The organism is Arthrobacter oryzae, from assembly GCF_030718995.1.
GTDB classification, from domain to species: Bacteria; Actinomycetota; Actinomycetes; order Actinomycetales; family Micrococcaceae; genus Arthrobacter; species Arthrobacter oryzae_C.
Map to the genome: position 1 here is coordinate 2,930,656 of NZ_CP132204.1, position 21,483 is coordinate 2,952,138.

A 21,483-nucleotide genomic window follows, 5' to 3' on the forward strand; every position below is an offset into this window, starting at 1 on the left:
GGCACTGAATAAACCTCCCTGCAACACAGCGGCGCTGGCATGGGATCCACGCGGGGGGAACGCCTGCTGCGAGAGCACTCGTAAGCTCAAGCCTAAATCTAGGCTTCGCTCACAGCTTATTCAATTCAGGAACTCCTTGGTGACGCCGTCCCGCGCGGTTTTTGCGTATTTTTGAGACGAACGCCACATCGCCGCCCCAATGACGGTGTTTCGCAGCGGCGTTGCGGTGCCGTCCAGGCGGCATCTGCCGGTATCAGCGCGCTAGTCAGCTAAAGTAGGCCCTGATGACTACAGACCTAGTGACAAGCCGGGATTCACCGCTGGACCGTTTTATTGCGGTAATTCCTGCAGGCGGAGTGGGGACCCGCCTCTGGCCCCTGTCACGCGCAGCAGCCCCAAAATTCCTTCATGATCTCACCGGTTCCGGCAGTACGCTGCTGCGGGCCACTTATGACCGTCTGGAGCCGCTCGCCGGAAAGGGCGTGCTCGTCGTAACCGGCGTTGCCCACCGAAACGCAGTGTGCAGCCAGCTTCCGGAGATCCAGGACGCCGACCTTGTGCTCGAAAGCGAACCCAAGGACTCCGGTGCGGCCATCGGCCTTGCCGCCGCCATCCTGTACCAGCGGGATCCGGAGATCATCATGGGTTCTTTCGCCGCGGACCAGGTGATCAGCCCCGACGACCTCTTCCAGGACGCCGTGCGCGAGGCCATCCACACGGCCGCGGCCGGCAAGATCGTCACCATCGGCATCAAGCCGACGCACCCGTCCACCGGGTTCGGCTATATCCGCTCGGGCAAGAACCTTGGCGTCACGAACGCCCCGAGCGCGCAGGCCGTGGTGGAGTTCGTTGAAAAGCCCAGCGAGGACGTAGCCCAGCAGTACGTGGACAGCGGAGAGTATGTCTGGAATGCAGGCATGTTTGTCGCGCCCGTGTCGTTGATGCTCAAGCACCTAGAGGCGAACCAGCCGGAACTCTTCAAGGGGCTCACGGAGATCGCCCAGGCCTGGGACACCCCGGAACGCGATGAGGTCACCGCCCGCGTCTGGCCCACCCTGCCGAAGATCGCGATCGACTACGCAGTGGCGGAGCCTGCCGCTGCTGCCGGAGACGTCGCCGTCGTGCCTGGTGCTTTCCGTTGGGACGACGTCGGGGACTTTGCCTCCGTTGGCCGGCTCAACAGTGCCAGGGAAGTGGACGATGTCACGGTCCTCGGCGAAGGCGCCCGGGTCTTCACCGAAAATGCCAGCGGCGTGGTGGTCACCGACACCAAGCGCGTCATTGCGCTGATCGGCATCAAGGACGTGGTCATTGTTGACACGCCGGATGCCCTGCTGGTCACCACCATGGCCCACTCCCAGCGCGTCAAGGCTGCCGTGGACGCCCTCAAGGCCAGCGGCGATACCGACGTCCTGTAGGCCGGACCGCTCCAGCCGCTGATAGAAACCGGACCCGCCCGGGGTTCCCCGCATTGGGGGATCCCCGGGCCGTGCCGTTTAAGGCGCCGGGAGCGGGCTCCCGGATCCGTAACCCTCCGACGCTGATGCAGGTATTCGGGGCAGCCTCGCTAGAGTTGTGTCGTGCGCAACTACACTACTGAAGCCGAGCCCACCGCCCTCGTGGGGCCGTGGCTGGAGCCCCTGCTGCCGGAACTGATCGATTTCCGACGTGATCTCCATGCGCACCCTGAACTGTCCTTCAAGGAGTTCAGGACCACCAAGAAGCTGGCGGAACGGCTCGAGGCCGCCGGCCTGAAGCCCCGCCGGCTCGAAGGCACCGGCCTCACTGTCGACGTCGGTGCGGGTCCCATCGCCACGGCACTCCGCGGCGACATCGACGCCCTTCCCATCATTGAAGAGACGGGCCTGCCGTTCGCGTCCAAGAACCACGGTGTCACCCACGCCTGCGGCCACGACGTCCACACCACCACCATGCTGGGGATCGCCCTGGTGCTGCACCGCATGCACCAGGAGTCCCCGCTGGGCGGCACGGTCCGGATCATTTTCCAGCCGGCCGAAGAGACCATGCCCGGCGGGGCACACTCCTGCATTGAGCAGGGCGTGCTCGAGGGCGTGCCGCGCATCCTTGCCCTGCACTGCGACCCGCGTATCGACGTGGGCAAGATCGGCACCCGGATCGGTGCCATCACGTCAGCCTCGGACACCATCCGGATCGAACTTTCCGGACGCGGCGGCCACACGTCCCGGCCCCATCTCACCGAGGATCTCGTTTTCGCGCTGGCGCAGATCGCCGTCAACGTCCCGGCCGTCCTGTCCCGCCGCGTGGATGTCAGAAGCGGCGTGTCCGTCGTGTGGGGACACATCTCGGCCGGCTCGGCCCCCAACGCCATTCCGGGCACCGGCTACATGGCAGGAACCATGCGGTGCCTGGACCGCGACGCCTGGCACAGCGCCGGCGAACTCCTGGACGAAGTGGTCCACCAGGTTGCTGCGCCCTACAACGTGGACGTCCGGCTGGAGCACACCCGCGGTGTACCTCCCGTGGTCAACTCCGAGCATGAGACGGCCCTGATCGAGGCGGCGGCGCGCGCGGAAATCGCCGAAAGCGCCGTGGTCCTCACGCCCCAGTCCATGGGCGGCGAAGACTTCGCCTGGTTCCTGGCGGAGCTGCCCGGCGCCATGATGCGGCTGGGCACCAAGACGCCCGGCGGTGAGGAATACGACCTGCACCGCGGCGACTACATCCTCGACGAGCGTGCCCTGGGCTACGGCATCCAGGTTCTGACGGCGGCAGCACTCCGCACGATCCGCGACCTCTAAGCCCCACCCTCAAGCGCGAGCGGACAGTTGAGTCCCCTGACCCGGGGCCTCAACTGTCCGTTCGCGCTTCTGCTGGGGCGGGAAGTGCCCGTTCGCGCTCCTTCCGACGCAGATAAGTTGTGCACAATCTAATTGTGCGATATCGTTTTTTCCATGACCGATGCCCCCCGCCTGAACCGCCAAGTGTGCTTCGCGCTGTATTCTGCGTCCAAGGCGGCCACCGCCGTCTACCGGCCCATGCTGGACGAGCTTGGCCTGACCTATCCCCAGTACCTCGTCATGCTGGTGCTCTGGGAGAACCAGCCCCGCAGTGTCCGCGAGCTCGGGGAGGAGCTGGGCCTGGACTCGGGCACCCTGTCCCCGCTCCTGAAGCGGCTCGAATCCCTGGGCCTCGTGGAGCGGAAGCGTTCGGGCGAGGATGAGCGCCGCGTGGAGGTCTTCCTGACGGACACGGGCACTGCCCTCAGCGCCCGGGCCGGTGCCATTCCCCAGCAACTCGCAGATGCCGCAGGCCTGTCCGCGGCCGAGCTCGACCAGCTCCGCGAAACCCTGGGCAGGCTCACTGCCGCCCTCCATTCGTCCCGCTAACGCCAGATTTTCCATCCCGGATATTCCATCCAACAGAACGGAACCACGTGAAGACTCTCTACACAGCAGAAGCACTCGCCTCGGGCGAAGGTCGTGACGGGAACGCCCGCACCAAGGACGGCCAGCTTGACGTCGCGCTGGCCAGCCCGGTGGAACTCGGCGGCAACGGCCAGGGCACCAACCCGGAACAACTGTTCGCCGCCGGATACGCCGCATGCTTCCACTCCGCGCTGCGGCTGGTGGGCCGCAAGGAAAAGGCCGACCTTACGGACTCCGCCGTAGCAGCAAAGATCCACTTCGGCGCGCTGGAAGACGGCGCCGGCTATGGCCTGGCCGCTGAACTCGAAATTGCCCTGCCCGCCGTGGACCTGGCAACGGCGGAGGCCCTCGTGGCCAAGGCGCACCAGATCTGCCCCTATTCCAATGCCACCCGCGGCAACATCAATGTCGACATCAAGATCCTGGAGGTGGCCGCATGAGCGCCGGCACCGAAACCCTTCCCCGCACCACCCGCGAGATCCAGCTGGCATCCCGTCCGCACGGCCGCCCGGTCCCGGAAAATTTCCGTTTGGCCGAGTCTGAACTTCCGGAACTGCAGGACGGCCAGGTCCTGATCCGCAACCAGTTCATCTCCGTGGACCCCTATATGCGCGGCCGCATGAACGACGTCAAGTCGTACTCGGCGCCGTTTGCGCTGGATGCAGCGCTCGACGGCGGCGCTGTGGGCGAAGTGATCGCGTCCCGTTCGGATGAACGCAAGGTGGGGGACGTCGTCGTGCATTCCCTCGGCTGGCGCGAATACGCGGTTCTTGACGCAGCGGCCACGTCCGTGGCCCGCACGGACCTGGCCCCGGCGTCAGCGTTCCTCGGAGCCCTTGGCATGACCGGCCTGACCGCGTACGCGGGACTGCTGAAGGTCGCCGGGTTCAAGCCCGGAGAAGTTGTCTTCGTTTCCGGGGCCGCGGGTGCCGTCGGTTCGCTCGTGGGACAGATTGCCAAGGCGATGGGTGCTTCCAAGGTGATCGGCAGCGCCGGATCCCCGGAGAAGGTGGCGCGCCTGCTGGAACTCGGATTCGACGCGGCGTTCAACTACAACGACGGCCCGGTGGCGGGGCAGCTCGCGGAAGCAGCCGGGGAGCGCGGGATCGACGTGTACTTCGACAACGTCGGCGGTGAACACCTTGAAGCGGCGCTCTCAGCCCTCACGGTGGGCGGGCGCGTTGCGATGTGCGGCGCCATTGCGCAGTACAACTCGACCGAGCCCACACCGGCTCCCCGGAACCTCATGCTGGCCATCGGCAAGCAACTGACGCTCAAGGGATTCCTGGTCGGCGGGTACTGGCAGCACATGGCGGAGTTCGTCGGAACCGTGTCCGCCTGGGTGGCCGACGGCACCGTGCGTTACGACGAAACAGTCGTGGACGGCCTGGAGAACGCCCCGCAGGCCTTTATGGATCTCCTCGACGGAGCCAATACCGGGAAGATGCTGGTCCGGATCTAGGAAATGGACATGACTTGCGGTGGCGGCTACTGGTAGGTAACAAGTTCTCAACAATCTCCGCGCCGGGGTGGCGGCGTGGTGTCCGGACGTGTTCCAGGCCACTACAGTAGCTGTCATCAGTGCGCCTCGGCGCAGTGCTGCGAAACCATCAGTGAAAACAGAATTTCAGTGTGGAGCATTCGAAACGGACACTCATTGAACTCCCGTCGTAGCGCCTATCTCTTTGTTCCTGGAGGAAAATTGAAGAACTCACTGCGTGCAACCCTCAAGCGCGGTTCAATGACCGGTGTTGCCACCGCCGGTGCAGCAGCACTGCTGCTGACCGGCTGTGGCGCCGCTCCGGAAGCCGGCAGCACCGCCAGCGCCACTGCCAGCGACTACACGGGCTGCATCGTGTCCGACTCCGGCGGATTCGATGACCAGTCCTTCAACCAGTCCTCCTATGAAGGCCTGAAGAAGGCTGAGAAGGACCTCGGGATCAAGGTCAACCAGGTCGAGTCCAAAACCAACAACGACTTCGAGCCGAACCTCCGCGCCATGGTCACCGCAGGCTGCGACCTGACGGTCACGGTGGGCTTCCTCCTCGGTGACGCCACGAAGGCACAGGCCACGGCAAACCCGGACAGCCACTTCGCGATCATCGACTTCGGCTACGAAACCCCCATCAGCAACGTCAAGCCGATCATCTACGACACCGCCCAGGCTGCCTTCCTGGCCGGCTACCTCGCGGCAGGCTCCACCAAGACCGGAACGGTGGCAACCTTCGGCGGCATCAAGATCCCCACCGTCACCATCTTCATGGACGGCTATGCGGACGGTGTGAAGTACTACAACGAGCAGAAGGGCAAGGACGTCAAGGTCCTTGGCTGGGACAAGGAGAAGCAGGACGGCAGCTTCACCGGCGACTTCGAAAAGCAGGACAAGGGCAAGCAGCTGACCCAGAACTTCCTGGACCAGGGCGCGGACATCGTGATGCCCGTTGCCGGCCCGGTAGGTAAGGGTGCGGGAGCCGCACTCAAGGAAGCTAAAGCCGCAGGCAAGGACGTCAAGCTCATCTGGGTTGACTCCGACGGCTTCCTCACCGCTCCCGACTACAAGGACATCATGCTGTCCTCCGTCATGAAGCAGATGGGCGAGGCAGTTGAGACCGTTGTGAAGGAAGACAAGGACGGCAAGTTCAGCAACACGCCGTACGTCGGAACCCTCGCGAACGACGGCGTGCAGCTGGCTCCATTCCACGAGCTTGAGTCACAGGTTCCCGCGGAACTGAAGACCGAACTGGACCAGATCAAGAAGGACATCGTTGACGGCAAGCTGAAGGTCGAGTCGGCAGCGAGCCCTAAGGCCTAACTCCCTCCGCAAAGCGCCACCACCCGGTTGGTCATTGACTTCCGGGCGGTGGCGCTTTTCGTTGGGCGTCGGCTTTTCCGAGGAGCGCTGCCCGCTCCGCCAAGGGCTGCAGGCACTAGGCTGGTGCTGCAGCCACATATCCCGTCCGGACACATTTTCCGGACGCTTCGAGATTGGTCAGAGTTTTGAAACTTGAACTCAGAGGGATCACCAAACGCTTCGGCTCCCTTGTTGCCAACGATCACATCGATGTGGTTGTTGAACCCGGGCAAATTCATTGCCTGCTTGGCGAAAACGGCGCTGGCAAGTCCACGCTGATGAATGTCCTGTACGGACTCTACGAACCCAGCGATGGCGAAATCCTGGTGGACGGCAAGCCTGTCACGTTCCGCGGCCCGGGCGACGCGATGGCCGCAGGGATCGGCATGGTGCACCAGCACTTCATGCTGGTCCCGGTTTTTACTGTTGCCGAGAACGTGGCGCTTGGCGCCGAATCCACCAAGGCGGGCGGCTTCCTCAACCTGGAAGACACGCGCCGGAAGATCAAAGAGATCTCCGACAAGTACGGTTTCGACGTCGACCCTGACGCCCTGATTGAGGACCTCCCCGTGGGCGTCCAGCAGCGCGTGGAAATCATCAAGGCATTGGTCCGCGATGCGAAGGTGCTAATCCTCGACGAGCCCACCGCCGTGCTGACGCCCCAGGACACCGACGAGCTCCTGGACATCATGCGCCAGCTGAAGAGCAACGGCACGTCGATCGTGTTCATTTCCCACAAACTCCGCGAAGTCAAGGCTGTGTCCGACACGATCACGGTCATCAGGCGCGGCAAAGTGGTGGGCACGGCGGATCCCGGCGCGTCCACCACAGAGCTTGCCTCGATGATGGTGGGCCGCGCCGTGAACCTGACACTGGACAAGGCCCCGGCCAGGCCCCAGGAAACCACGTTCCAGGTGAAGGACCTCACCGTGATCGCCCCGACCGGCCAGCACGTTGTGGACGGCATCAGCTTCGACATTGCCCGCGGCGAAATCCTGGCTGTGGCGGGTGTGCAGGGCAACGGCCAGACGGAACTCACGGAAGCCATCCTCGGCCTGCAGGAACGCTGCCACGGATCGATCCTGCTGGACGGCGAGGAACTCCTGGGCCGCAGCGTCAAGGAAGTACTCCGCGCCGGCGTCGGCTTCGTGCCCGAAGACCGCTCGGTCGACGGCCTGATCGGAACGTTCTCGATCGCCGAAAACCTCATTCTGGACCGCTACGACCAGGCTCCCTTCGCCAAGGGCATCAGCATGAGCCCGGCCAAAGTCCTGGAGAATGCCCAGTCCCGGATCGACGAATTCGACGTCCGCACGCCGTCGGGGTCGCTGGCCGCCGGAACGCTCTCCGGCGGAAACCAGCAGAAGGTTGTCATGGCCAGGGAGCTGTCCCGGCCGCTGCGCCTCTTCATCGCTTCCCAGCCCACCCGCGGCGTGGACGTGGGATCCATCGAGTTCCTGCACAAGCGCATCGTGGCTGAACGGGACCAGGGCACGCCAGTGATGATTGTGTCCACCGAACTCGATGAAGTGATCGAACTCGCGGACCGGATCGCCGTGCTCTACAAGGGCAAGCTGGTGGGCATAGTCCCGGCGGGCACCGGACGCGACGTCCTGGGCCTGATGATGGCGGGGCTCCCCCCGGAGAGCGCCCACCCGGAGAGCGCCCACCAGGAAACCGCCCACGCCGACGCCCAGGCCGGAACCGCCCGCACCGCCGCGGCCGGAGGGCAGACGCCCGTGCAGACTTCCACCTCCGGTGCCGAAGGAGGCGACCATGACTGAACAGGACAAGCCCAAGCACGTGGCTCAGGAACAAGCTGACGAAAACGCGGCCACAAGCCCCGAGTCCCAGGCCCCTGAACCCCAGGCCCCTGAACCCCAGGCGCCCGCCCAGGACGCAGCAGCCGTGACCGCTCTGGACACAGCGGGCGGCGCGATGCAGCCCTCGGCCGTTCCCGTCTCGGCCCAGAGCGGCACCGTTCCGGGCGGGCCGGAAACGCTGGTCCGGCGGATTTTCACCGGCAGCGGCATGGTGTCGGTGCTGGCGGTCCTGCTGGCCCTGATCCTTGGCGGACTCCTCATCGCCAGTACGGACAAGCAGGTGGGAGCCACGGCGAGCTACCTCTTTGCCCGGCCGTCGGATTTCTTCTCGGCCGTCTGGACCGCGGCGACGCGTTCCTACGTGGCCCTCTTCCAGGGCTCGGTCTTCAACCCCCGCGGCTCCACCGTTGCGGTGCAGTTTGCTCCGCTGATGGAAACCCTCACCATCGCCACCCCGCTGATCACCGCCGGCCTGGGCGTTGCCCTGGCATTCCGGGCAGGCCTGTTCAACATCGGCGCCCAGGGACAGATCATCATGGCCGGCATCCTCGCCGCCTGGGTCGGCTTCGCACTGCACCTGCCGCTGGGCCTGCACCTGCTGCTGGTCCTGGTAGCCGGGATCGTGGGCGGCGCCATCTGGGGCGGACTCGTGGGTCTGCTGAAGGCCCGCACCGGGGCCCATGAGGTCATCCTGACCATCATGTTCAACTACATTGCGCTGTACTTCCTGCGGTACCTGCTGAATACGCCGGCGTTCCAGCGGCCGGGAGAGTCCAACCCCATCTCGCCGATCCTGGATCCCACCGCGGTGTACCCGCAGATTTTCGGGACGCAGTACAGGCTCCACCTGGGCTTTGTGCTGGCCATCGCCGCAACGGTCTTTGTCTGGTGGCTGCTGAACCGCTCCACCGTGGGCTTTGAATTCCGTGCGGTCGGGGCCAACCCCAAGGCGGCACTGACCGCCGGCATCAACGTGCCCCGGGCCACCGTCCTGGTCATGGCGATCGCCGGTGCACTGGCGGGCATGTCCGGCGTGGCGCAGGTGGCGGGAACCGAAAAGGTCCTGACCGACGGCGTCGCGGCCACCTACGGTTTCGACGCCATCACCGTTGCACTCCTGGGACGCTCGACGCCGTGGGGCACCTTCGCCGCCGGCCTGCTGTTCGGCGCCTTCCGCGCAGGAGCGGTGCAGATGCAGATCCAGACCGGAACACCGATCGACATTGTGCTCGTGGTCCAGTCGCTGATCGTCCTGTTCATCGCGGCACCGCCGCTGGTGCGGGCCCTCTTCGGGCTCAATCCGCGCAAGAAGAAGGCCGCAGCGGCCGGTAAGTCCCAGAAGGCCGCCACCACCGGAGGTGCAGCATGAGCACAACAGCAACATCGCCCGTTCCGGGACAGCCGCAGCAGGGAAAACCGCAGCCGGGAACGCCGCAGTCGGCGGAAAAAGCCCCCGCGGTATCAGCAAAGCCCGTCACCTGGAAGGTACCGGTCCTGCTGGCCGTCCTCGGCGTCGTCGCGTTCATTTTCTTCGGCGTGATGGGACCCAACCAGACGGCCAGGTTCGGCATCTCCTCGAGCGGTGACTTCTTCCAGCTTCCGGCCATCGAGGTGCCCGCCTTCCTGGGCGGAATCGTCCTGTCGGTCCTGATGCTGGGTCTCGCCGCCTATGCGGTGTACCTCAAAACCCGGAATCAAGCCTCGCCCGGCTGGCTGCCCATCGTCTTCATCGTGCTGTTCGTGGCGGCCTTCCTGATCTGGGTGGTGGGCGGCGCCCGCACGCCCAGCATCTCGCTGGCCGGGCTCATCGCAGGTTCCGTAACACTCGCCGTGCCGCTCGTGTTCGGTTCCCTGTCCGGTGTGCTTTGCGAACGCGTCGGCGTGGTCAACATCGCCATTGAGGGGCAACTGCTCGGCGGTGCGTTCACCGCAGCGATGGTGGCCACCCTGACCAAAAGCCCCTTCGTCGGGCTGCTGGCAGCGGCAGTGGCCGGCGCCGTCGTCTCCATGGTGCTGGCGGTCTTCAGCATCAAGTACCTGGTCAACCAGATCATCGTGGGCGTGGTCCTCAACGTCCTGGTCTCCGGCCTGACCGGCTTCCTGTTCAGCACAGTGATGCAGGCCAACAAGGCCCAGTTCAACTCGCCGGGCCGGCTGCCCATCATCGACATCCCCGTGCTTTCCAGCATCCCGGTGATCGGCCCGATCCTGTTCAAGCAGTCCGTGGTGGGTTACCTCATGTACATTGCGGTCATCGTGGTGTGGATCGGCCTCTTCAAGACCAAATGGGGCCTCCGCGTCCGGGCCGTCGGGGAACACCCGCAGGCCGCGGACACGATGGGTATCAAGGTCAACGCCACCCGCTTCTGGAACGTCACGCTCGGCGGTGCCGTTGCGGGCATCGGCGGTTCCTTCTTCACGCTGGTGGCCATCGACAGTTTCACCAAGGAGATCTCGGGCGGTCGAGGCTTCATCGCCCTGGCCGCGCTGATCTTCGGCCGGTGGAACCCGATCGGTGCGTTCTTCGCGGCGCTGCTGTTCGGCTTCGCGGACAACCTGCAGAGCATCGTGACCATCATCGGCACCCCGGTTCCCAGCCAGTTCATGGCGATGCTGCCCTACCTGGTGACGGTGCTTGCCGTGGCCGGACTGGTGGGCCGTTCCCGGCCGCCGGCAGCCAGCGGCATACCGTACGTCAAGGGTTGACGGCCGTGGACGAGGAAATACCACGCGTACGCGTAAGTGCAGGCGCCGGCCTGGACGCCGGCGACATCGACTGGTCGGCGCTTGAAGCAGCAGCCGTCTCAGCCATGAAGAACGCGTATGCGCCGTATTCGAAGTTCGCGGTGGGGGCGGCAGCCCTCACCGCAGACGGCCGGATTGTCAGCGGCTGCAATGTCGAAAACGCCAGTTACGGCCTGACGCTGTGCGCCGAATGCACCTTGGTGGGCAACCTGCAGATGACCGGCGGCGGGCTGCTGCGCGCCTTCTACTGCGTGGACGCCGGCGGCAACATCCTGATGCCGTGCGGGCGCTGCCGCCAGCTGCTGTACGAGTTCCGGGCACCCGACATGGAACTCATGACCACACAGGGAATCAAGACAATGGACCAGGTGCTACCCGATGCCTTTGGTCCCCAACACCTGGAGGAACCCCGGTGACACACACCGCAAGCAACACCGAGGCGTTCGACGCCGTCGACATCATCCGGATCAAGCGGGACAGGGGTGTCCTGAGCCCTGAACAGATCGACTGGACCATCGACGCCTACACGCGCGGCGCCATCGCCGATGAGCAGATGGCCGCTTTGAACATGGCCATCCTGCTCAACGGCATGGACCGCGCGGAAATCTCGCGCTGGACCGCGGCGATGATCGCCTCCGGCGAACGGATGGACTTCTCCGGCCTGAGGCGTGCCGACGGCGGCGTGAAACCGACGTCGGACAAGCACTCCACCGGGGGAGTGGGGGACAAGATCACGCTCCCGCTGGCACCTCTCGTGGCCGTTTTCGGGGTGGCCGTCCCGCAGCTCTCCGGCCGCGGACTCGGGCACACCGGCGGCACCCTGGACAAACTGGAATCAATCCCCGGCTGGCGGGCAACGCTGAGCAACGACGAAATGATGGCCCAGCTGCAGGACGTCGGGGCCGTGATCTGTGCCGCGGGCGCCGGGCTGGCGCCCGCGGACAAGAAGCTCTACGCCCTCCGGGACGTCACCGGAACGGTGGAAGCCATCCCGCTCATTGCGTCCTCCATCATGAGCAAGAAAATTGCTGAAGGCACCGGTTCGCTGGTCCTGGACGTCAAGGTGGGAAGCGGCGCCTTCATGAAGGACGAGGCCCGGGCCCGGGAACTGGCAGAGACCATGGTCGCGCTGGGCAAGGACGCCGGCGTCAACACGGTGGCCCTGCTGACCAACATGAACACGCCGCTGGGCCTGACCGCGGGCAACGCGATCGAAGTGGAGGAATCCGTGGAGGTCCTGGCCGGCGGCGGTCCGGAAGACGTCGTTGAACTGACCGTGCGGCTGGCCGAGGAAATGCTCGCCTGCGCCGGAGTTCATGACGCCGACCCCCGCGCCGCCCTCAAGGACGGCCGGGCCATGGACGTGTGGAACCGGATGATCGAGGCGCAGGGCGGGGATCCGCGGGCAAAGCTCCCCGTCGCCAGGGAATCCGAGGTTGTCTACGCTCCGGCTGACGGGATCCTCGTGGAACTTGATGCCCGGTCAGTGGGTGTGGCTGCGTGGCGGCTGGGTGCCGGGCGGGCCCGCAAGGAGGACCAGGTCCAGGCCGGAGCCGGCGTCAGGCTCCACGCCAAACCCGGTGCCATGGTGCGTGCCGGCGAGCCGCTGATGACGCTGTTGACAGACACCCCGGAGAAATTCGGCCGCGCCAAGGAAGCCCTTGAAGGGGCCGTTGTTGTTGCGCCGGAAGGCTCCCGGCCGGCGCAGCAGCTCATCATCGACCGCATCGCCTGATCCCGTGACCCTCTTCGGCCGGTTCCCGCGGCAGGCGCCCCTGGCGTCCCGCGCACCGGTCGGGGAGAAAACGGGCGGCCCCGGCCGTTAGGAAACTGTGCAGGCTATCAACGACTTCATTCTCGCCGCGGCAGGGCAGCCCTGGGTACTTCTCCTGGTGCTCGCCTGCTGCGTGATCGACGGGGTTCTTCCCGCCGATCCCCAGCGAGTCGGTGGTGGTTGGGCTGGCGGCTGTGGCCGCGACCGCGGATGTCCCCAATCCCTGGCTGTTGATGCTCATGGCCGCGCTGGGGGCGTTCGGGGGCGACAACATCGCCTACCTGATCGGACGCCGGGTGGGCACCCGGCGGTGGCGGTGGATGCGGGGGCGGCGAATGCAGACCGCCTTCCAGTGGGCCGGTAACGAACTCCGGAAACGGCCGGCGTCGCTGGTGCTCGTGGCGCGGTTTGTTCCGATTGGCCGGGTGGCCGTAAACCTCACCGCCGGCGCCACCCGCTTCCCGCATTTGCGTTTCGTGGGGCTGACCGTATTGTCCGCAGCGCTGTGGTCCTCATATTCGGTAGCCATCGGGCTGTTTTTCGGGCAGTGGTTCGAAGACAACCACCTGCTCGGCGCCACCATTGCCATTATCTGCGCCATCCTGCTCGGGATCATTGTGGACATTGTGATCAGCCGCTTCCGCGGCCGGATACCGGAGGAACCCGCGGCACCCGGGAGCACCTGACCGGCAGGCGATTTTCAGCAGGCCGTAGCGTAGCGGATCATGCCGCTGCCATGGGACACTAAATAGCGATTTCCGTCACTTCATAGGAGCAGGGCCTAGCGTGGAATTTATCAATGAGGCAGTGCTCCATGCCGCAGGCCAATGGTGGATTTATCCCATCCTGCTGGTGTTCTTTTTTGTTGACGGCTTTGCGATGGTTGTACCGAGCGAAACCCTCATCGTGGCCCTTGCGGCGTTCTCACGCCAGAGCGGTGAACCCAACCTGTGGATCCTTGGCGCCACAGCGCTGGTCGGCGCCATCGCCGGCGACAACATGGCGTACCTGCTGGGCCGGAAGATCGGGCTGGAACGCTGGCGCTGGATGCGCAAACCCAAGGTGCAGCGGGTCTTCGCCTGGGCCCACTACGAGCTGGAGAAGCGCGGCGCCGTCCTGATCTTCACGGCCCGCTACATCCCCTGGGGCCGCGTGGCGGTCAACTACGTGGCCGGCACCACCGCTTTCCCGCACCGCAGGTTCTTCATCCTGGATGCCTTTGCCTGCGTCACCTGGGTGGGTTACTCGATCGGGATAGGCCTGCTGGCGAGCTCCTTCCCCTTGCTGCACCACAATCCGCTGCTCGGCGCCGGCATCGCCGTGGTGTTCGCCATCATCCTCGGAATCATCATTGACCACCTGCTGCGGTGGTGGCACAAGCGGCTGGGACGCCACGACGAAGCGCCTGCCGGCGGGGAAACAGGCAGCGAAACCGCCAGCGAAGCCAGGGGCGAAACCGCGCCGGAACACGGCGGGCGGACCGGACGGGACGACGTCGTGGACGTCCCGGCCCTGGCTGTTCCCGCCGTCGCCGAAGCCGAAACCCGCGGCTGAAGCAGGGCCGCCCGCATCCGGGTGGCGCCGGAGGGCCGCCGACCCTAAGGTTGGAACGTGACTGAGCCTATTCTTGACGCTGCCCCTGCCATCGACTTCGACCTCAAGAGCCTCCCCAAGGTATCCCTGCACGACCACCTGGACGGCGGCCTGCGCCCGGCCACCATCATCGAACTCGCGGAGGCAGTCGGTCATACCCTGCCTTCCACCGATCCCGTGGCGCTGGGGGAGTGGTTCCGCGAATCCGCGGATTCCGGTTCGCTGGTCCGCTACCTCGAGACTTTCGACCACACCATCGCCGTGATGCAGACCAAAGAGGGCCTCTTCCGGGTTGCCAAGGAGTTCGTTGAAGACCTTGCCGATGACGGTGTGGTGTACGGCGAAGTCCGCTGGGCACCCGAGCAGCACCTGCAGAAGGGCCTGACGCTGGACGAAGTGGTCGAGGCCATCCAGGAAGGACTCGACGCCGGCGTCGACGCCGTCGCCGAAACCGGTCGGGAGATCCAGGTCGGGCAGCTCATCACTGCCATGCGCCACGCGGACCGCGGCCAGGAAATCGCCGAACTGGCAGTCCGCCACCGCAACAACGGAGCCGTGGGCTTCGACATTGCCGGGGCCGAGGACGGATTCCTCCCGGCCCGCTTCCGCGATGCGTTCACCTACCTCGCCCAGCACAACTTCCCCGCCACGGTCCACGCCGGCGAAGCCGCCGGCCTGGAAAGCATCCAGTCCGCCCTCGTTGACGGCCGCGCCCTGCGCCTGGGCCACGGCGTGCGCATCGCCGAGGACATCACCGTGGAATTCGACGACGAGGACACCCCGGAAGCGGACGAGGCCGGCGAAGCTGATGGAAACATCGGCATGGTCACCCTCGGCGAGCTCTCCAGCTGGATCCGCGACCGCGGCATCGCCCTGGAAATCTGCCCGTCCTCCAACCTGCAGACCGGTGCCATTGCCGGTTTCGGCGAGGGCATCGAAAGCCACCCGCTGGACATGCTTTACCAGCTCGGCTTCAACGTCACGATCAATACCGACAACCGGCTGATGAGCGGCGTGACCCTCACCGACGAGTTCGAACTGCTGGTGGAGACCTTCGACTACGACCTCGATGACATCCTCGAGCTGACCCTGAACGCCGCAGAGGCGGCTTTCCTGCCGCTGGAGGAGAAGGAAGCCCTCGTTGAGTACATCAACGACGCCTACGCCAACCTCGCCTAAGGACGGCACCTTCCCGGTCACCTCACTGGTGGGGGTCATCGCCGCCCTCCGGGAACACTGCCCCTGGATGGGGGCTCTGACCCACGAGTCGCTGGTGGAGTACCTCCTGGAGGAAGCCTTTGAGGTGGCCGAAACAATCGAAACCGGCGCCGACGAGGCGGAGCTCCGCGGAGAGCTGGGCGACGTCCTGCTCCAGGTAGTGCTGCACGCCCGGCTCGCGGAGGAACGCGGAAGTTTCGATTTCGACGACGTCGTCCGTGGCCTGACGGCGAAAATGATCCGCCGGAATCCGCACGTGTTCCGGCCGGACGGTTCGCTCCAGGACGCTTTCCCCGCCAGCGTGGCGGACATCGTCCGGAAGTGGGACTCCATCAAGCGGACCGAGAAGCCCGAACGCGGTGACCCCTTCGAGGGAATTCCGCAGGACCTCCCGGCCCTTGCCCGCGCCCGGAAGACCCTGGACCGGGCCGGGCGGGCAGGGCTGCCGGATCAACCGGCCGGCCCGGGGTCAGAGCTCATCGACGCCATTGACTCCGAGCAGCAGCTGGGCGAGCTCCTTCTCGCCGTCGTCGCCGCTGCCGGAAGCAAGGGCTTCGACGCCGAACGCGCCCTCCGCGGGGCGGTCAGGCGGTATCAGGACAGCCACCGCCCCGGTCACCCGGACGGGTTCCGGACGGGATCATGACGTCCGGGTGCTGGATAGGTTTCCGTAACGTGCACCACTCTCGACTACGCTAGTCCCTGACGAGGACGTCGAGTTTTTCCGCTAGTTTCCCAGTAAATCGCTTCACCATAAGGAGCATATTCATGGCGCTTATCGATGCCATTCACGCCCGCGAGATCCTCGATTCCCGTGGCAACCCGACCGTAGAAGTTGAAGTACTGCTGTCCGATGGCCAGATTGGCCGCGCAGCAGTTCCCTCCGGCGCCTCCACCGGCGAGCACGAGGCCGTTGAGCTCCGTGACGGAGACAAGGGCCGCTACCTTGGCAAGGGCGTCCAGAAGGCCGTTGACGCCGTCATCGATCAGATCGCTCCGGCACTGACCGGTTTCGACGCCACGGACCAGCGCAGCATTGACCAGGCCATGATTGACCTGGACGGCACCGCCAACAAGGGCAAGCTCGGCGCCAACGCCATCCTCGGTGTTTCGCTGGCCGTCGCCAACGCCGCGGCCGCGTCCGCCGACCTGCCGCTGTACAAGTACCTGGGCGGCCCGAACGCCCACGTCCTGCCCGTGCCGCTGATGAACATCCTCAACGGCGGCTCGCACGCCGACTCCGACGTGGACATCCAGGAATTCATGATCGTCCCGATCGGCGCCGAGACCTTCTCCGAGGGCCTGCGCTGGGGTGTCGAGGTTTACCACAACCTCAAGTCCGTCCTGCAGGCCAAGGGCCTCTCCACCGGCCTGGGCGACGAGGGCGGCTTCGCGCCGAACCTGCCGTCCAACCGCGCTGCACTGGACCTGATCCAGGAAGCCATCAAGAACGCCGGCTACACCCCGGGCAAGGACATCGCCTTGGCCCTGGATGTCGCCTCCTCCGAATTCTTCAAGGACGGTGCCTACCAGTTCGAAGGCAAGGCCCTTTCCGCCACCGAGATGAGCGCATACTACGCCGAGCTCGTCGCCGACTACCCGCTGGTTTCCATCGAGGACCCGCTGGACGAGAACGACTGGGAAGGCTGGAAGACCCTCACCGACAGCATCGGTGACAAGGTCCAGCTCGTGGGCGATGACCTCTTTGTCACCAACCCGTCAATCCTGCAGCGCGGCATCGACACCAAGACCGCGAACTCGCTGCTCGTCAAGGTCAACCAGATCGGTTCGCTGACCGAAACCCTGGACGCCGTGTCCCTGGCCCAGCGTGCCGGTTACACCACCATCACCTCGCACCGCTCCGGCGAAACCGAGGACACCACCATTGCTGACATCTCCGTTGCCACCAACGCGGGACAGATCAAGACCGGTGCCCCGGCCCGCTCCGAGCGTGTTGCCAAGTACAACCAGTTGCTGCGCATCGAAGAGGAACTCGACGACGCCGCACGCTACGCCGGACGCAGCGCCTTCCCGCGTTTCAAGGGCTAGTATCCAAAAAAACAGCTGACCGGTGGCTATGGTTGAAAGACCATGGCCACCGGTTCTGTTTTCGGTTCGTTTTTGAAGGAGTGACATGGCCACCCGCCGTCCCAAGGTTCCCCGGGCCACGCCCGCGGCGCGCCAGTCCAAGGACGCCGACGACGGCGCTGAGGTCATCCGCGCGGATTTCGGTGCCACGCGGCACCTGCCCGCTGAAGACGAGGCCACAACGTCCCCCGCCAAAACGTCCCCTTCGCAACGGCCCGCAGCCCAGGGGAAGACCTCCACGGCAGGACGCCTCGGGGCATCGGTCAAAGCCGGCGTAGCTGCTGGCAAACAGGCCGCCCGCGGGCCGGCAGGCAGCCAGGTGTCTGGCAGTTCTGCCGGTAGTGCCCCTGCCAGTGCAGGCAAGGACGGAGCGGACAACCAGGATCCCGTACCCGCCAAAGCCTTCTCCGGCCGGATGCTGGCCCTGGCTGTCGTCATGATTGCCATCACCATCATGCTGGCCCCCACCGTCAAGATCTTCATCGACAAAAGAGCCGAGATCGCCGCGCTGGAGGCGGATATCGCAGCCCGGCAGGCGGAGCAGGAGGGCCTGAAGCTCCAGGTCTCACGCTGGCAGGACCCCAACTACGTGAAACAGCAGGCCCGCGACCGCATTAACATGGTTATGCCGGGAGAAACCGGCTACTGGGTGTTTGGCAGCGATCTGCCGGCCGGGACCGCCAGTGGCCAGGCCGGTTCAGGATCAGCTGAGGACCCGGCCAACCTGCCATGGGTGGACTCGCTTTGGGAGTCCATCAGGCGCTCGGCAACAGACTAGAGGCGGTGCCCTCCGCCGGCTTTCCCACGGGACAGCCACCAAGGGCAGGAAGGCGGCCGCGCCAGTGGACCAGAATGCAGCAGGCTTCAACGCCCAGGGCGGACACCCCGTGTCAGAAAGTGCCCCGACAGCGCCCGTGTCCAGCCACCCCTCCGCCAGGGACCTGGACGTCCTGAGCCGCCAATTGGGGCGGCCCGTGCGCGACGTCGTTGAAATCCCGGCCCGCTGCGTCTGCGGCAACCCGCTCGTTGCGGCGACATCGCCGCGGCTCAGCAACGGCACACCGTTTCCCACCACTTTCTACCTCACCCACCCTGTCATCACGTCCGCAGTGTCGCGGCTCGAGGCCGCCGGCCTGATGAACCGGATGAACGAACGACTGGTCGAGGACTCCGGGCTCGCAGCCCGGTACCGGGCTGCCCACGATGCCTATCTCGTGTCCCGGGCACAGATCGGCGAGCGGTCCGGCATTGGCGCTGTGCCGGAGATCGACGGCATCTCCGCCGGCGGGATGCCCACCCGAGTGAAGTGCCTCCACGTCCTGGTGGGCCACTCCCTGGCTGCAGGCTCCGGAGTCAACCCGCTGGGGGACGAGGCCATCGCCGCCATCAGTGAATGGTGGACAGCGGAGCGCTGCTATTGCGACGGCGCCTGGGACAGCGGCGGGGAAGCACCCTCAAAGGACCTCAGCCGCCACGGACCGCAGGGCCTCCCTGACATCGTGGGCCGTCCGGCGCCCGTCCGCAAGACCCAGCGCCACGCTGATATCAACCACGCCGAAGAGAACACCGACAACTCCCCGGAGGCCGCACAGTGACCCGAGTTGCCGCCATCGACTGCGGAACCAATTCCATCCGTCTCCTGATCGCCGACGTCGACGGAAAGGGGAGCGGCGCCAAGCTGACCGACGTCGTGCGTGAGATGCGGGTGGTCCGGCTTGGCCAGGGCGTGGACGCAACCGGCGAACTGGCGCAGGAGGCCCTTGACCGGACCTTCGCGGCCACCTCGGACTACGCCGCGCTGATCCGCGAACACGGGGCCGGGAAGGTGCGCTTCGTCGCCACGTCTGCCACCCGGGACGCCGGCAACCGGAAGGTATTCGTGGACGGCATCCGCGAGATCCTCGGAGTGGAGCCCGAAGTGATCACCGGTGACGAAGAGGCAGCGCTTTCCTTTGCCGGCGCGAGCAGCGTCCTGCCGTCCCGCGGCTCCGACCCCGTGCTGGTGGTGGACCTCGGCGGCGGAAGCACCGAATTCGTACTTGGCGACGCCGACGGCGTCATCGCCGCCAGGTCGGTGGACGTCGGCTGTGTCCGGATGACGGAACGCCACCTGCGCAGCGACCCGCCGTCGCCGGAGCAGATCGCTGCGGCGGAGGCCGACGTCGACGCCGCCATCAGCGAGGCGGGTCTGGCCGTTCCGCTTGACCGCACCACCGCCGTCGTCGGCGTTGCAGGGTCCGTCACCACCATCACAGCCCATGCGCTCCGGCTTCCGGAGTACTCGCCTGCGGCGATCCACGGCCAGGAACTTCCCCTCGGCACCGTCAGTGCGGCCTGCACCGACCTGCTGGAGATGATCAAAGCCGACCGCGCGGAACTTCCCTACATGCACCCGGGCCGGGTCGACGTCATCGGTGCCGGCGGACTGGTCTGGCGCCGCGTGCTGGAGCGCCTGGCGGAGGTCACCGACGGACGGATCACTTCGGCCGTCGCCAGCGAACACGATATTCTCGACGGAATTGCCCTGAGCATCAGCTGAGGATGTGGCATCAGCTCATGACCTTGCCTGTATAGCCGATTGGACCCGAATGACCAGAGCATCAACCCGCTGGGGCCGCACGGCCTCCGCCGTGACTGCAATGGCCCTTGCCGCAGGCAGCTTGGCAACGTCGCTGATCGCGGCACCGGAAGCCCGGGCCGATTCGTGGCGGGACAAACAGTACTGGCTGGCCGAGTCCGGCATCACCAAGGCGTGGGAAGTCTCCAAGGGCGCCAACGTGAAAGTCGCCGTCATCGACAGCGGCGTGGACGCCAAGCACCCCGACCTGAAAGGCGCGGTCGTTGGCGGGAGCGACGCCTCCGGAGCGGGCAGCGCGGACGGGCAGAAGAGCATCGGCTCGAAGCCTGAACACGGGACCCTGGTGGCGACCATGCTGGCCGGCCGCGGCCACCAGCCGCCGAAAGCCACCGCGAGTCCCACGCCCGGCGCCACGCCGGCGCCCGGCCCCGACGGAATAGTGGGCGTCGCCCCCGAAGCGCAGATCCTGTCGGTGTCCACCTGGCTCGGGTCCCAGAACCCCGGCGGCAAGACGGACCAGGAACAGATCCCCGCGGCTGTCCGCTGGGCAGTGGACAACGGCGCACGCGTGATCAATATTTCGCTGGGCAGTACGTCGCCGGAATGGCCGCAGAGCTGGGACGCGGCCTTCCTTTATGCCGAGCAAAAGGACGTGGTCATCGTTGCCGCGGCCGGCAACCGGGTGGGCGGCAACGTGCAGGTGGGAGCTCCCGCAACCATACCGGGCGTACTGACGGTGGCAGGCCTGGATCGCGAAGGCGCAGCCAGCATCGATTCGTCATCCCAGGGGATCAGTATCGGGGTGGCAGCACCGGCCGAAAACCTGATCGGCGGCATGCCCGGAGACGGCTATGCGGAATGGGCCGGCACGTCCGGCGCCACTCCGATCGTGTCCGGGGTCGCGGCCCTGATCCGTTCCAAATGGCCGGAAATGACAGCCAGCCAGGTTATTAACAGGATTGTGACCACGGCCAAGGATGCCGGGGCGCCGGGCAAGGACCCCATTTACGGGTTTGGCGTCCTTAATGCTGAAGCCGCGTTGAAGGACGACGTTCCCGAAACGAAAATCAACCCGCTGGGCACAGTGGCTGACTGGATCCGGATCCACCGCAGGGGCGAGGCCGCCGCAACCACGCCCGCCACCGAGCCCGGCAACACCCCCACGAGCGCCCCGCCCACCCTGCCCGCCGCCACGATTCCGGTGGCCGAGGCGCCGTCCCAGCTGGACAGTGCCGTGCCTGCCATAGTGGTGGTCGGTTTCGGAACGCTCTTCCTGGCCATCATTGCGGGCGCCCTCTTTCAGCTGCGAAGGGCGTCCAGGAACCCCCGGAACCTGCGCGAGGGGCCGGAGACCGGAGTGCTGGACAAAGTGGACTCCACCGGAACGTAACGGGGACGATTTACTT

Annotated in this window: 19 protein-coding genes and 1 pseudogene; all 20 read left to right on the forward strand. The window is 65.8% G+C overall.

The window, feature by feature from the left end; genetic code table 11:
• Positions 1–284: 284 nt before the first annotated feature.
• The 20 genes and pseudogenes from Q8Z05_RS13505 (at position 285) to Q8Z05_RS13600 (ending at position 21,467) form a co-directional block, all read left to right on the forward strand.
• Positions 285–1,418, forward strand: a complete 1,134-nt coding sequence (locus Q8Z05_RS13505; RefSeq protein ID WP_305940137.1) for a mannose-1-phosphate guanylyltransferase — start codon at positions 285–287, stop codon at positions 1,416–1,418.
• A 162-nt stretch (positions 1,419–1,580) separates the two neighbouring features.
• Entirely contained in the window at positions 1,581–2,780 is a 1,200-nt protein-coding gene (locus tag Q8Z05_RS13510; protein ID WP_305940138.1) for an amidohydrolase, read from the forward strand.
• Positions 2,781–2,933: 153 nt separating this feature from the next.
• The gene (locus Q8Z05_RS13515; RefSeq protein ID WP_305940139.1) at positions 2,934–3,368 is read left to right on the forward strand and encodes a MarR family winged helix-turn-helix transcriptional regulator; all 435 of its coding nucleotides are present in this window, start codon (positions 2,934–2,936) and stop codon (positions 3,366–3,368) included.
• Positions 3,369–3,415: 47 nt separating this feature from the next.
• Positions 3,416–3,847 carry an organic hydroperoxide resistance protein gene (locus Q8Z05_RS13520; protein WP_305940140.1) on the forward strand — a complete coding sequence of 144 codons (432 nt, stop codon included), beginning with the start codon at positions 3,416–3,418 and terminating at the stop codon, positions 3,845–3,847.
• A complete protein-coding gene (locus Q8Z05_RS13525; RefSeq protein ID WP_305940141.1) occupies positions 3,844–4,869 on the forward strand; it encodes an NADP-dependent oxidoreductase in 1,026 nt (341 codons plus the stop codon). Before Q8Z05_RS13520 ends, Q8Z05_RS13525 begins: the two co-directional genes overlap by 4 nt.
• 240 nt (positions 4,870–5,109) lie before the next feature.
• A complete protein-coding gene (locus tag Q8Z05_RS13530; protein WP_442781322.1) occupies positions 5,110–6,219 on the forward strand; it encodes a BMP family lipoprotein in 1,110 nt (369 codons plus the stop codon).
• Between the two features lie 185 nt (positions 6,220–6,404).
• Positions 6,405–8,042 (forward strand): ABC transporter ATP-binding protein, encoded by a 1,638-nt coding sequence (locus Q8Z05_RS13535; protein WP_305940142.1) that lies wholly within the window; start codon positions 6,405–6,407, stop codon positions 8,040–8,042.
• Positions 8,035–9,450: an ABC transporter permease gene (locus Q8Z05_RS13540; RefSeq protein ID WP_305940143.1), complete on the forward strand. Its 1,416-nt coding sequence runs from the start codon at positions 8,035–8,037 to the stop codon at positions 9,448–9,450. Before Q8Z05_RS13535 ends, Q8Z05_RS13540 begins: the two co-directional genes overlap by 8 nt.
• A complete protein-coding gene (locus Q8Z05_RS13545) occupies positions 9,447–10,787 on the forward strand; it encodes an ABC transporter permease (protein WP_305940144.1) in 1,341 nt (446 codons plus the stop codon). Before Q8Z05_RS13540 ends, Q8Z05_RS13545 begins: the two co-directional genes overlap by 4 nt.
• A gap of 104 nt (positions 10,788–10,891) precedes the next feature.
• Positions 10,892–11,242 carry a cytidine deaminase gene (locus tag Q8Z05_RS13550; protein WP_371745978.1) on the forward strand — a complete coding sequence of 117 codons (351 nt, stop codon included), beginning with the start codon at positions 10,892–10,894 and terminating at the stop codon, positions 11,240–11,242.
• The gene (locus tag Q8Z05_RS13555; protein ID WP_305940145.1) at positions 11,239–12,561 is read left to right on the forward strand and encodes a thymidine phosphorylase; all 1,323 of its coding nucleotides are present in this window, start codon (positions 11,239–11,241) and stop codon (positions 12,559–12,561) included. Before Q8Z05_RS13550 ends, Q8Z05_RS13555 begins: the two co-directional genes overlap by 4 nt.
• A gap of 97 nt (positions 12,562–12,658) precedes the next feature.
• Positions 12,659–13,286, forward strand: a pseudogene (locus Q8Z05_RS13560) (DedA family protein).
• Positions 13,287–13,386: 100 nt separating this feature from the next.
• The gene (locus tag Q8Z05_RS13565; RefSeq protein ID WP_305940146.1) at positions 13,387–14,154 is read left to right on the forward strand and encodes a DedA family protein; all 768 of its coding nucleotides are present in this window, start codon (positions 13,387–13,389) and stop codon (positions 14,152–14,154) included.
• A 57-nt stretch (positions 14,155–14,211) separates the two neighbouring features.
• Positions 14,212–15,372, forward strand: coding sequence for an adenosine deaminase (locus tag Q8Z05_RS13570; RefSeq protein WP_305940147.1), 1,161 nt, complete (start codon positions 14,212–14,214; stop codon positions 15,370–15,372).
• A 67-nt stretch (positions 15,373–15,439) separates the two neighbouring features.
• Positions 15,440–16,057, forward strand: a complete 618-nt coding sequence (locus tag Q8Z05_RS13575; protein ID WP_305943565.1) for a MazG nucleotide pyrophosphohydrolase domain-containing protein — start codon at positions 15,440–15,442, stop codon at positions 16,055–16,057.
• 122 nt (positions 16,058–16,179) lie between these two features.
• Complete coding sequence (gene eno, locus Q8Z05_RS13580) at positions 16,180–17,460, forward strand: phosphopyruvate hydratase (RefSeq protein ID WP_305940148.1); 1,281 nt, start codon at positions 16,180–16,182, stop codon at positions 17,458–17,460.
• An 85-nt stretch (positions 17,461–17,545) separates the two neighbouring features.
• Positions 17,546–18,277 carry an FtsB family cell division protein gene (locus tag Q8Z05_RS13585; protein ID WP_305940149.1) on the forward strand — a complete coding sequence of 244 codons (732 nt, stop codon included), beginning with the start codon at positions 17,546–17,548 and terminating at the stop codon, positions 18,275–18,277.
• 109 nt (positions 18,278–18,386) lie between these two features.
• Positions 18,387–19,094, forward strand: a complete 708-nt coding sequence (locus Q8Z05_RS13590; RefSeq protein WP_305943566.1) for a DUF501 domain-containing protein — start codon at positions 18,387–18,389, stop codon at positions 19,092–19,094.
• Complete coding sequence (locus tag Q8Z05_RS13595; RefSeq protein WP_305940150.1) at positions 19,091–20,038, forward strand: Ppx/GppA phosphatase family protein; 948 nt, start codon at positions 19,091–19,093, stop codon at positions 20,036–20,038. The genes Q8Z05_RS13590 and Q8Z05_RS13595 overlap by 4 nt, the downstream gene beginning before the upstream one ends.
• Before the next feature lie 49 nt (positions 20,039–20,087).
• On the forward strand, positions 20,088–21,467 hold the full coding sequence (locus Q8Z05_RS13600; RefSeq protein WP_305940151.1) for a S8 family serine peptidase: 1,380 nt from the start codon (positions 20,088–20,090) through the stop codon (positions 21,465–21,467).
• Positions 21,468–21,483 lie beyond the last annotated feature (16 nt).